Source organism: Pontibacter ramchanderi (assembly GCF_002846395.1).
Lineage (GTDB): Bacteria > Bacteroidota > Bacteroidia > Cytophagales > Hymenobacteraceae > Pontibacter > Pontibacter ramchanderi.
In genome coordinates this window covers 107382-119461 of sequence record NZ_PJMU01000005.1, presented here as the reverse complement: position 1 = coordinate 119461, position 12080 = coordinate 107382, and the positions used below count along the sequence as shown (strand labels likewise).

Genomic DNA, 12080 nt, shown 5'->3' with positions numbered 1-12080 from the left:
CGGTTTACTCCTAAATACCAAGAGCCCGCTTCTACTCAGAGGCGGGCTCTTGGCGTTTAGGAGGTATAGGAATCAGCTAAGCGTTGGTGCTGGAGCGGTGCTATACCTGCCTTAGCGCCTGGTTAAAATCTTGATTTTGTTCATCTTATGTTTTAAGAATTTAATTTTTCTACTATAGTATTGAATTAATTTATCCTTTATCATAGATGCTCGTATAAAGAGGAGCTTTTGCCGTTCTGCTGAAAGACCGCTTAGAATAAACGGCTAAAAGTAACTGGACAGATGCTTGGAATTTGTTTTTGAGATCAAAAAACGCACAAAATATTTGTGAAAACCGAAAACATTCTTTAAAATTGAGCTTCTCTCACCTTAAACAAATAAAACAATGAAAAGACTTCTACTTCTCTCAGAGTCGTTTTTACCCCACTGCCGCTTACCAATCTCTAATAAGCTAGCGGCCTCCTAAGTATTTCTTGAAAAAACATAGCCTGCTTTAAGGTTATCAGACTGTTCATTTCAGGCCGTTATCGTCTGCTCTGGCTACAGCTATATCCTTATTCCGATAAATAATTTAATAAAATTTAGCTTTCCTGGCGTCTGATACAGTGATCTGTTGACGATGAAGTGCTGATTTGGGCCGGATTTCCGGGTCCATGAAATGTTGGTTCCAATATTCTGGTCAAGGCCTTTAGTAGCGATCCATCAAGTCAGCTTGAGCGGTCAGCGCCAAACAGTGAGGGCGGAGGTAATTACCAGAAGAAGGAGGTGATCGAAGAAAGAGTAAGCCTTTGCTCAGTTTTATGCAAAATGTAAGGTCTGTAGCTACTACACAGCACAGCGATAAAATAACACCTTAATTATTTTGATTTAATTCTTACCTAAACAAACAGCGCAATGAAAAAAATTCTAATGCTATGCCTGTTACTTGTGTCGGCCTTGATCCACGAGGCCATGGCGCAGGTCAGAGCAATCACCGGTACGGTGACAGATGCTAGTACAAATCAGCCGCTGCCAGGCGTTACAGTCCTGGTGAAGGGCACATCGGTGGGTACGGCCACAGGAGCGGACGGTACCTATACTGTTAATGTGCCGGAAGGCAGCAACACCCTTGTTTTCCGATTTATCGGCTATCAGACAGTTGAGCGCCCAATCGGTACCAACACTACCCTGAACGTGTCTATGGGAACAGATACACGCCAGCTGGGTGAGGTAGTGGTAACGGCCCTGGGTATCGAGCGTAACCGCAACGAGCTGGCCTACTCAGCTCAGGAAGTTAGCGGCGACCAGATTACCCGCGCCAGAAACGAAAACGTAGTAAACTCCCTTTCAGGTAAAGTAGCTGGTCTGGACATCAGAACCAACAACACCATGGGCGGTTCTACAAACGTGATCATCCGTGGTTACTCTTCGCTTACTGGTGAAAACCAGGCTCTTTTCGTAATTGACGGTGTGCCTGTAAGTAACGCCAACAACAACGGCTCTAACCAGGCTACTGGTCGTGGTGGTGCTGACTTTGGTAACGCTGCAGCCGACCTTAACCCTGATAACATTGAGTCTGTGAACGTACTGAAAGGTGCGGCCGCAACAGCGCTTTACGGTTCTCGTGCAGCGAACGGTGTTATCATGATCACAACCAAGAAAGGTGCTAAGAACAGCCTGAACATTGCTGTAAACAGCGGTGTTACCTGGAGCAGCATCGACAAGAGCACGTATGTGAAATACCAGAAAGAGTACGGTGGTGGTTATTTCCAGGGCTTCCGTGCATCCCGTGACCTGGGCAGTGGTGTAGCACCGGTGGTAAGATTCCAGGATGACGCCTCTTACGGTCCTAGATTCGATCCGAACTTGCAGGTATACCAGTGGGATGCGATCGATCCGCTGCACCCTAACTTCGGAAAGACAAGACCATGGGTAGCGGCTGAGAACGACCCTACTTCATTCTACCGTAGAGGCCTTAACTCTAACCAGAGCGTTGTAGTAAGCGGCGGTGGCGACAAGACTACCTTTAACCTGGGTTATACCCGTAACGACATCAAAGGTAACCTGCCTAACTCTACCATAGACAAAGACATGTTCAACTTCAATGCTTCTTACGAAGCTTCTGAAAGATTGACAGTTTCTGCTTCAGGTAACTATACCCGTACGGTGGGTGTGGGTAGATATGGTACCGGCTATAGCGGTAACAATCCGAACCAGCAGTTCCGCCAGTGGTGGCAAACCAACGTGGACCTGGAAGAGCAGAAAGATGCTTACTTCAGAAACAGACAGAACATCACCTGGAACTGGAACAGCTCCAACACAGGCCCGATCTACTCTGACAACCCATACTGGACACAGTACGAGAACTACTCAAACGACAGCAGAGATAACATCTACGGTTATGCAACTGTAAACTACAAGATCACTGACTGGATGAGCGCATTGGGTAGAGCCTCTTTCAACACTACTTCTGACATGCAGGAAGAGCGTGTAGCGGTTGGTAGTGCTGGTCTGAGCAGCTACTCCAGATACAACAGAGACTTCAACGAGACCAACTTCGACCTGATGTTGAACTTCAACAAAGACATCTCCGAAGAATTTAAATTCAATGGTTTGTTGGGTACGAACCTTCGCAGAGACCGTGCTGAATCTATTTTCACAGCAACGAACGGTGGTCTGGTTGTTCCAAGACTTTACTCAATCTCTAACTCAGCCAGCCCGGTTAACCCTCCAACAGAAACATACTGGCGCAGAGGTGTAGACGGTATCTTCGCTAACGCGAGCTTCGGCTTCAGAGACACTTACTTCATGGAGCTTTCTGCCCGTCAGGATAAGTCAACTACGCTGCCAGTAGACGATAATACTTACTTCTACCCAGCTGCCGGTGTGAACGTACTGTTCTCTAACCTGGTAGAAACTTCCTGGTTATCACACGGTAAAGTAAGAATTAACTATGCCGAGGTAGGTAACGACGCTCCTCCGTTGAGTATCTATGACGTATATGACAAGCCAACCGGCTTTGGTTCTACTCCGATCTTCTCGATGCCAAGCACTAAGAACAACCCTAACCTTAAGCCTGAAAGAAAGAAGAGTATGGAAGCAGGTATAGAGGCTGAGTTCTTCAACAACCTGTTCGGTTTCGACTTCACGGTTTACAAAGAAAACCAGATCGACCAAATCATGCCGGTTAGCCAGACAGCTGCGTCAGGTTTCACAAACCGCTATGTGAACGCCGGTGAGGTAGAAAACAAAGGTTTCGAGGTAGCTGCTTTCGTAACGCCTATCCAGACTGGTGACTTCACCTGGACCATGAACTTCAACTTCGCCCGTAACAGAAACAAAGTTATCAGCCTGTACGAAGACGTGCAGAACCTGACACTTGCTTCTTTCCAGGGTGGTGTTTCTCTTAACGCTGCTATCGGCCAGCCTTACGGTGTAATCCGCGGTAACGACTTCGTTTACACAAATGGTCAGAGAACAGTTGGAGCAAACGGCTATTACCTGCTGTCTGACAGATCTGACGTGATCATTGGTAATCCAAACCCAGACTGGACTGGTGGTTTCAACAACACCGTAACATTCAAGGGTGTGTCACTTGGCTTCCTGATCGATGTACGCAAAGGTGGCGACGTGTTCTCGCTTGACCAGTGGTACGGCGAAGCGACAGGCTTGTACGCTCACACGGCTGGCCTGAACGCAAAAGGTAACCCTTCACGTCTGCCAGTTGACGAAGGTGGTGGTGTGTTGCTGCCAGGTGTTAAAGAAGACGGTACTCCGAACGACATCTATGCTGAAAACCAGGACGGTGACGGTATGACACCTTACGGTTATGCTGCCAATAACTACGAAGGCGCTCCAAGAGCCTGGTACGTGTATGACGGTAGCTTTGTGAAGCTGAGAGAAGTAGCTCTTTCTTATGCACTTCCTCAATCGCTTGTTGGGAACCTTGGCTTTGTAAAAGGCGTTGATCTTCAGCTGATTGGTCGTAACTTGTGGATCATCCACAAAAACATGGAGTACTCAGATCCGGAAGAAGGTTTGAGCTCAGGCAATGCAGGCAGAGGTTACCAGTCTGGTGCTTACCCAGCTGTTAGAACTTATGGCTTCAACGTTAAATTAAATTTCTAAATTATCAGAAAATGAAGAAACTTATCATATGCTTATTCTCGCTGGTGTTTTTGGCATCATGCGTAGATGATCTGGAAGATTATAACATTGACCAGAAGCGAGCAACGACTGTTCCGGCTGTGACCCTGTTCACGGGTGCCACCAAGAACCTGATGGATGTGCTGACAACACCAAACGTTAACACAAACAACTATCGTTTTTACGTGCAGCACTGGACATCCACCCAGTACCTGGATGAGCCACGATACAACATGACCTCGCGTTTGATCCCACAAAACATGTGGACGACGCTGTATCGTGACGTACTTAATGACCTGAAAGAAGCGAAGAGGTTGATTAACGATGACGCGACACTTGCGGCTGGCGTTAAACAAAACCAATTGGCTCAGTTAGAGATCATGGAAGTGTATACCTGGTCTGTATTGGTAAACACATTTGGCGATGTTCCTTATACTGAGGCGCTCGATCCGCAGAATGCACTACCTAAATACGACAATGCGCAGACTATTTACAACGATATCCTGTCTCGCCTTGAGGTAGCTGTAGACCAGCTTGACCCTGCTTTTGCCGGATTTGGTGGTAGCGGTGACATCCTGTACGGCGGCAACATGGCGAATTGGCTTAAGTTCGGTAACTCCATGAAGCTGAAGTTAGGTATGGTAGTAGCCGATGTTGACAATGCCAGAGCAAAAGCCTTGGCCGAGTCGGCAACTGCACCGGGTGCAGGTGGCGTTATCTCCAGCAACGCTGAGAATGCAGCCTTCGAATACCTGTCTGCTCCACCGAACAACAACCCAATCTCTTCTAACGTGAAAGGTCCACTTTCAACTCGTGAAGACTATGTGGCTGCCAACACTTTGGTTGATGCCATGAACCAGCGCAACGACCCAAGAAGAGAGTTCTACTTCACACAGGTAAACGGCCAGTATGTAGGCGGTAAGTATGGTTTCCCTAACACCTTCACCAGCTTCTCTACTGTAAGCGCGAAGGTGGCAGCCCCTACTTTCGAAGCTTTGCTGATCGATTATGCTGAAGTTGAGTTCCTGCTGGCCGAAGCCGTGGAAAGAGGTTACAACGTAGGTGGTACTGCCATCGAGCACTACAACAAAGGAGTGACAGCATCTATCACTTACTGGGGTGGCACAGAAGCACAGGCATTGGCTTACCTGGCTCAGCCGAGCGTAAACTACCTGACGGCTCCTGGCGACTGGAGACAGAAGATCGGTACGCAGGAGTGGATCGCACTTTACAACCGCGGATACGATGCATGGTTAACCTGGAGAAGATTAGACGCTCCGAACCTGCTTCCTCCGGTAGATGGTTTGATCGTACCTAAGCGTTTGATCTATCCTGTTAACGAGCAAACGCTTAACCCAGGAAACAATGCTGCTGCTGCGTCAGCCATCGGTGGTGACCAGAGCTCAACTAAGCTATTCTGGGATATCCGATAGATAAACACTTATTAATGAATATTGAGTTTAAGAACACTAGGTAGTAGTCTTCTTCATTGGCAAAGGTCTCCGGAATCCGGAGACCTTTTCTTTTTACAGGAACTTACCGTTTTGAATTGCCAGACAGGGTAATTTATAAACCGAATATTAGTTGAAGCAGTTGACGCTGCGAGCGGCTTCAGAGCCAATAGAACCGATATATTAAGGGTATGAAATATTTATCAAAAAGCTTTTGCTTGTGTTGATAATTGAATGTCTAAACTTTGTATATTTAAAGATTGTCTGAACATTAGCTGGCTTTGTATGCCCCGAAAATCTGTCGCCATTATCCTTTTACTGCTGGTCTTCGCACTGGGCGCATGGGCCCAAACTCCAAAGCCAAAACAGTACAAACTATCAGGTACAGTAAGAGGAACATGGGGCGAAAGACTGGAAGGTGCTTTTCTGGTTATTACACCTGGCGATAAGGGCGTGCTCACAGATAAGCAGGGGCGCTTTTCGGTGCTTTTAGAGAAGGGTACTTACAAAATTACCTGCCAGTACATAGGCATGGCGCCGCTTGAGGAGTCCGTTACAGTGGCGGATGACAAGGAGGTTGAGTTGATGCTGACAAGAACCAATTTCAAGCTGAAGGAGGTAGAGATTACGAGCCGGCCTGTTACAGACGTCAACAGCACCCACATGGGCAGCTCGTTTATCGATCAGAAAATGCTGACGCGCATGCCGAAGCTGCTAGGGGAGGCTGATGTGCTGCGAAGTGTTTCAGCACTGCCCGGCGTGGTGAATGCAGGCGAAGGCACGTCGGGCTTTTTTGTGCGCGGTGGCAGTGCCGACCAAAACCTGGTGCTGATGGATGATGCCCCCTTGTTCAATGCCAACCATCTGTTCGGCTTCTACTCGGTCTACAATCCCGATATCCTGAAAAGCTATGAGTTGCACCGAAGCGGCATATCGGCCAGGTATGGGAGCAGAATCTCCTCTATTCTGGATGTAAGCCTTCGGGACGGGAATGAGGAGCGGATGAAATATGAGATCGGTGTTTCTCCTATATCCGGCAAGTTTAGTGCAGATGGCCCGCTGTCGGACAAGCTCACCTTTCTGGTGGCATTCAGAGGAGCCTTTCCGGGCTACATCATGAAGCTCTTCCCCAACCGGAACATCAAAAACAGCTCCGGCCATTTCTACGACGGCAACGTCAAATTCAAGTACAAGCTCAATCCAAAGAACACCATCAGTTTCTCCGGTTACCACAGTGCCGACGGCTTCAAGTTCCCGAACGACACAACCTACCAATGGAAAAACACCCTGGGCACACTTAAGTGGAGCCATCTTTTCAGCAACAACTTTACAGGTATAGCCACGCTGGTTAAAAGCCACTATGCAAACAAGGTCGAGGGCATTGCCATAGGAGAGGAGTTTGCGCTTAACTCAGGTATAGATTTCACACAGCTGAAGCTGGACTTTGGCTATTTCGGGCTTGACAAGCATCAGCTCGACTTCGGTGGCGATGCAGCTGTATACCTGATCGATCCGGGTGAGCTGGTGCCCTACGGCAGTTCCAGCCTCAACCGGCGCCGACTGGAAAGCGACAAAGGCTATGAAACATCTCTCTACGTGAACGATGAAATGACACTGACAGACAGGATGACCCTGTCGGCAGGGTTGCGCTTCTCTCAGTTTGCCAAAATCGGTCCCTCAGATACTTATGTTTATGCTGAAGGGCAGCCCAGGGGCGATGTCAATATCATAGATACACTTTCGTATGGGGCAGGAGAGGTCGTGCAGACTTATTACGGGTTCGAGCCACGCTTTTCCTTTAAATACTCATTAACTGACAATACCTCATTGAAGGCGGGTTACAGCAGAACCAGGCAGTACATTCAGCTTATTTCGAACACGGCTGCCATTACCCCGGTGGATGTATGGAAGCTTTCGAACAAACACATAGAGCCCCAGGTAGCCGACCAGGTGGCCTTGGGCTATTTTTACACGAGCCCGGAGAGTTGGTACGACTTCAGCTGGGAGGTATACTACAAGAAACTCTATAACCAAATCGATTATAAAGATGGGGCCACGCTGCTGCTTAACCCCACGCTCGAATCGGATCTGTTGTTCGGCAAAGGAAATGCCTATGGCTCGGAGTGGATGCTGCGGAAAAACCAGGGGCGCCTGACGGGGTGGGTGAGCCTCACCTACTCCAGGTCTTTTAGAACAATAGCCGGCAATACTGCGGCAGAAACCATCAATGGCGGAAAAGCCTATCCATCTAACTACGACAAACCGGTCAACCTGAACATCTTCACTGATTATCACTTGTGGCCGAAGTGGAAAATGACAGCGAACTTTACCTATACCACTGGGCGGCCTGTTACAGTAGCCGATTCCTGGTACTGGTACCAGGGGCAGATTTTTGCCAACTACACTGGCCGGAACCAGGAGCGCATGCCTGATTACCACCGCCTGGATGTGTCTCTGAACCGGGAGATCATCAAGCGAGGGAACGTCGAGTACAGCGGCAGCTTCTCTGTTTATAACTTGTATGGCCGCAAAAACGCCTACTCCATGCTATACCAGCACTATTACGGGGAGGCGCCGGCAGCCTATAAACTCGCTGTTATAGGGGCTCCTATACCTTCCATCAACTTCAATGTCAAATTTTAATGCGTATGCTAAGAAGGTTGCTGCCGTTCGTCTTGCTGCTTCTCATGGGCTGTATCGATCAGGTTGATACAGATCTGAGCACCCAAAGAAAGCACTTGGTAGTAGAAGGGTATTTTACGAATGAGGCCAGTCTGAACTATGTGCGACTTAGCTACTCGCAGCCACATTCCTCGCCCTACAACGAGTTTGAGGAAAAGGCAGTCGTGACAGTGACGAGCGAAGAAGGGGAGTGGCACATGTTTTTGTACGACAGGCAGGGGTACTATTTCCCGGCACCCGGCAGTCAGGCCATAGGCACGCCCGGGCGTATTTATACGCTCAACATTACCGTAGGCGATCAGCTTTACCAATCGAAGCCGGTTGTGATGCGGGAGCCCATTGCGATAGACGATGTTCAGTTTGAAGTAGCTGAGCAAACTTTTGCCTTCCCCGGAGAGCGCGAGAAGCAGTTGCTTCCGGGGTACAACGTGCTCGTGGATTATACCGACCCGGCAGAAGAGAAGAACTTCCTGCGTTGGTCTTTCCATACCCAGTACGAGGTAAATACGCAGCCCTGGGACTACATTCATCCCTTCACCGGACTACCTGCACCCAAAGAGTGCTGCGTTCAGTGCTTTTTAGATGAGCGGCTGGAGCAGCTAAAAGTGATCGATGACCGCCTGTCCAACGGGAAGAAGGTGCTCAGACAGAATGTACTCTTCATGCCCTTTGAGAAATACCTGGGGGTGAAAAACAAACTGACCGTATACCAGCATTCGATCAGCGAGGAGGCGTACAACTTTTTCAGGATACTGGAGCAGCAAAAGCTCGCCACAGGTACCGTGTTTGATCCTCCACCAGCTGAGGTTAAGGGAAATATCACCAGCGTGAACAACGAAAATGAGCAGGTAATCGGTTTTTTTGACGTTTCAGGGGTCAGCGCAAGGCAAGTGGTTATCTTGCGAAATGATATTGACTACCCCGTTGCCCCGTTCCGCTACCCCGATGATTGCCGGGTAATGAAAAATGCAACCATGGCTATACCTGAGGGTTGGTAAATGCTGCTGTCAGGCTGCAGGTATAAGCATAGCGGAATATAGGACTCGCTATATAGTGCCGACAGGCAGATTATTTATAGATCAGAAACACCGCGGGCTGTTTGTGTATATCGGGCAGTTTGCCTTTCCATTCGGCAACGGTTTTGGTCTGGATGAATTCGTGCTCGGGTGAGGTGATATTGGCCGCAATGCAGAGGCGGGTGCCGCCGCTCAGGGTCTGTACCAGGTCTTCGAGCAGTTTGTTGTTGCGGTAGGGCGTTTCCATGAAGATTTGCGTCTGGTCCCGCTGGAGCATTTCCTTCTCCAGGTTGCGCAGCGCCTGCAGGCGTGGCCCTTTTTCGATTGGCAAGTAACCATGAAACGCAAAGCGCTGCCCGTTAAAACCACTAGCCATCAGGCTGAGCAGGATCGCCGACGGGCCGGCAAATGGTACCACCAGTATACCTTTCTGGTGCGCGTATTTTGCTACCTCTGCTCCGGGGTCAGCTATACCTGGGCAGCCCGCTTCAGAGATAATGCCCCCGTCTATACCTTGCTCCAGCAACGGCTTGAGCGAAGCCTGCACCTGTGCGGGTGTCGCATCTTTATCCACCTGCACAAAGTTCAGCTGCTCGATTACCAACTCCGGGCAAATGCTTTTGACAAAACGACGGGCGGTGCGCAGGTTCTCCACAATAAAGTAAGTGAGTCTGCTTACGGTATCCTTTACCTGCGGCGATATCACCTGGTCGGCGGTGTCGTCTGCCAGAATGGTAGGGATAAGGTATAGCGTACCGGTCTTTTTCATGCTGCAAAGGTATGGCTTTAATTGTTGAATGTTGAACTGCTAAATTGTTGAAGGTGCTATACCTGTTATAGGCTTATATCGGAACACCGAAGCCGCAGTTGGGGCCGCGGCTTCGGTGTTTGTTATGCAAATAGTGCTGCTTAGTTCGTATCCAGGAACCTTGTTACCAGGTCATATACCTCGTCCGGTGCCTCTGCGTGCACCCAGTGGCCGGCGTTCGGTATGGTTTCTACTTCCACCAGCGTAAACAAATGCTCGATGCAGGTATAGACGTCTTCCGGCAAAATATACCTGGACCTGCCGCCTTTTATAAAGAGCGTGTTCTTTTTGAATGGCGTGTCAGACGTGATGGGCGCTGCTATCTTTTCGTAGTTCTTCTCAATCACGTCGAGGTTCATGCGCCAGCCAAAGGTGTTGTCTTCTTTGCGGTATAGGTTCTTCATCAAAAACAGTCTCACCTCCTCCTGCGATATGGTTTTAGCCAGCTGCTTGTCTACTTCGCCACGGCTGGTTATGGTGCTCAGGTCCACCGACTGCAGGGCATCGATGATCTCGTCGTGGTGCGGAGGGTAGGCTTTCGGGGCAATGTCTACCACGATCAGTTTGGTGAGACGGGTCGGGTATTTCAGAGCATAGTTCATGGCTACTTTGCCGCCCATGGAGTGGCCCATGATGGCCGGGGTAGGTATTTGAAGCTCCTCTACCAGGCGTAGCACATCCTCCGCCATCAGGTCGTAATCGTGCTGGTCGCTGTGCGGAGAGCGGCCGTGGTTGCGCAGGTCTACCAGAAATACATTATAGTGCTCGGCCAGCCGCTTGGCCAGTGTTTGCCAGTTATCCAAGGTGCCAAACAAACCGTGCAAGATCAGCAACGGCTGCCCGTGGCCCATTTCCTTGTAGTGTAGTTTCATGTTTATCAGTGAACAGGGGTCAATTATCAGTTATCAATGTAGGCTTACGAAAGCAAAACGCAAAGGGTCGCTATACCACCCGGATCAGCTTCTCCTCGTTGCCACGTTCCTGAAGCGTGCCTAGCGATTGGAGTTGCAGGTTATGCTGCTCGAACAGCTGCAGCACTTCTTCCCGTCCGGATGGGTCAACGGCTACCAGCAGGCCGCCGCTGGTCTGAGGGTCGCAGAGCAGGTGCTTTTGGTCTGGGCTGAGTTCGGCTATTTTGTGGCCGTAGCTGTCGTAGTTGCGGTGCGTGCCACCCGGTATGGCTTTTTGTGCCAGGTACTCTAACGCTTCGGGTATGACCGGTACGTTGTCGAAACACACTTCAGCGGCCAGGTTGCTGCCTTCGCACATTTCGGATAGGTGACCCAGCAATCCAAAGCCTGTTACGTCGGTCATGGCCTTTACCTGCGGCAGCTGTCCCAGTTCGGCTCCGATCTTGTTGAGCTGCATCATCTGCTGCGGTGCCAGGTGGGCGTGCTCCGGCTTGAGGATGGCTTTTTTCTGGGCTGTTGTCAGGATACCCACGCCCAGCGGTTTGGTCAGGTATAGCTCGCAGCCGGCAGTGGCGGTGTCGTTGCGCTTCAGGTTCGGGATGTCGAGCATGCCGGTTACGGCCAGGCCAAAGATCGGCTCCGGGCTGTCGATGCTGTGGCCACCGGCCAAGGGTATGCCGGCCTCGTGGCAGATGCTGCGGCTCCCCTCGATCACGCGTTTGGCTACCTCGGGCGCCAGCTTGTCGATGGGCCAGCCCAGCACAGCGATAGCCATGGTTGGAGTGCCGCCCATGGCGTAGACGTCGGAGATGGCGTTGGCCGAGGCGATGCGTCCAAAGTCGTAGGCATCGTCCACGATGGGCATGAAAAAGTCGGTGGTGCTGATGACGGCGCGTCCGTTGCCGATGTCGTACACGGCGGCATCGTCGCGGGAGCTGTTGCCGACCAGCAGCATGTCGTTTTCGGGGTAGTGGATGTCGGTGTGCAGGATCTTGTCGAGCACCTTCGGGGATATTTTGCAGCCGCAGCCAGCGCCGTGGCTGTACTGGGTGAGTCTTATGTCTTTTATGTTGATTTCTTCCATGGT

The 12080-nt window shown here is 50.1% G+C and carries 7 protein-coding genes; 4 read left to right on the top strand and 3 right to left on the bottom strand.

Annotated features, from left to right (window positions below; genetic code table 11):
• The first annotated feature begins 894 nt into the window (after window positions 1-894).
• The 4 genes from BD749_RS18530 to BD749_RS18515 all read left to right on the top strand — a co-directional run bounded on the left by BD749_RS18530 (window position 895) and on the right by BD749_RS18515 (window position 9256).
• Window positions 895-4107 carry a SusC/RagA family TonB-linked outer membrane protein gene (locus BD749_RS18530; RefSeq protein WP_101447299.1) on the top strand — a complete coding sequence of 1071 codons (3213 nt, stop codon included), beginning with the start codon at window positions 895-897 and terminating at the stop codon, window positions 4105-4107.
• 11 nt (window positions 4108-4118) lie between these two features.
• On the top strand, window positions 4119-5558 hold the full coding sequence (locus BD749_RS18525) for a SusD/RagB family nutrient-binding outer membrane lipoprotein (protein WP_101447297.1): 1440 nt from the start codon (window positions 4119-4121) through the stop codon (window positions 5556-5558).
• A 303-nt stretch (window positions 5559-5861) separates the two neighbouring features.
• Window positions 5862-8219: a TonB-dependent receptor gene (locus BD749_RS18520; RefSeq protein ID WP_101447295.1), complete on the top strand. Its 2358-nt coding sequence runs from the start codon at window positions 5862-5864 to the stop codon at window positions 8217-8219.
• 5 nt (window positions 8220-8224) lie between these two features.
• The gene (locus BD749_RS18515) at window positions 8225-9256 is read left to right on the top strand and encodes a DUF4249 domain-containing protein (RefSeq protein ID WP_245869443.1); all 1032 of its coding nucleotides are present in this window, start codon (window positions 8225-8227) and stop codon (window positions 9254-9256) included.
• Window positions 9257-9326: 70 nt separating this feature from the next.
• On the opposite strand, the gene BD749_RS18510 is transcribed toward BD749_RS18515, so the two are convergent.
• The 3 genes from BD749_RS18510 to selD form a co-directional block, all read right to left on the bottom strand.
• Window positions 9327-10043, bottom strand: a complete 717-nt coding sequence (locus tag BD749_RS18510; RefSeq protein WP_101447291.1) for an SAM-dependent methyltransferase — start codon at window positions 10041-10043, stop codon at window positions 9327-9329.
• Window positions 10044-10183: 140 nt separating this feature from the next.
• Window positions 10184-10954, bottom strand: coding sequence for an alpha/beta fold hydrolase (locus tag BD749_RS18505; protein ID WP_180336461.1), 771 nt, complete (start codon window positions 10952-10954; stop codon window positions 10184-10186).
• A 70-nt stretch (window positions 10955-11024) separates the two neighbouring features.
• Window positions 11025-12077: a selenide, water dikinase SelD gene (selD, locus tag BD749_RS18500; protein ID WP_101447289.1), complete on the bottom strand. Its 1053-nt coding sequence runs from the start codon at window positions 12075-12077 to the stop codon at window positions 11025-11027.
• Between the last annotated feature and the right edge of the window lie 3 nt (window positions 12078-12080).

Coding starts and splice junctions, on each gene's coding strand:
- BD749_RS18520 (WP_101447295.1), top strand. CDS start 5,862: ATGCCCCGAAAATCTGTCGCCATTATCCTTTTACTGCTGGTCTTCGCA.
- BD749_RS18510 (WP_101447291.1), bottom strand. CDS start 10,043: ATGAAAAAGACCGGTACGCTATACCTTATCCCTACCATTCTGGCAGAC.
- BD749_RS18530 (WP_101447299.1), top strand. CDS start 895: ATGAAAAAAATTCTAATGCTATGCCTGTTACTTGTGTCGGCCTTGATC.
- BD749_RS18505 (WP_180336461.1), bottom strand. CDS start 10,954: ATGAAACTACACTACAAGGAAATGGGCCACGGGCAGCCGTTGCTGATC.
- BD749_RS18515 (WP_245869443.1), top strand. CDS start 8,225: ATGCTAAGAAGGTTGCTGCCGTTCGTCTTGCTGCTTCTCATGGGCTGT.
- selD (WP_101447289.1), bottom strand. CDS start 12,077: ATGGAAGAAATCAACATAAAAGACATAAGACTCACCCAGTACAGCCAC.
- BD749_RS18525 (WP_101447297.1), top strand. CDS start 4,119: ATGAAGAAACTTATCATATGCTTATTCTCGCTGGTGTTTTTGGCATCA.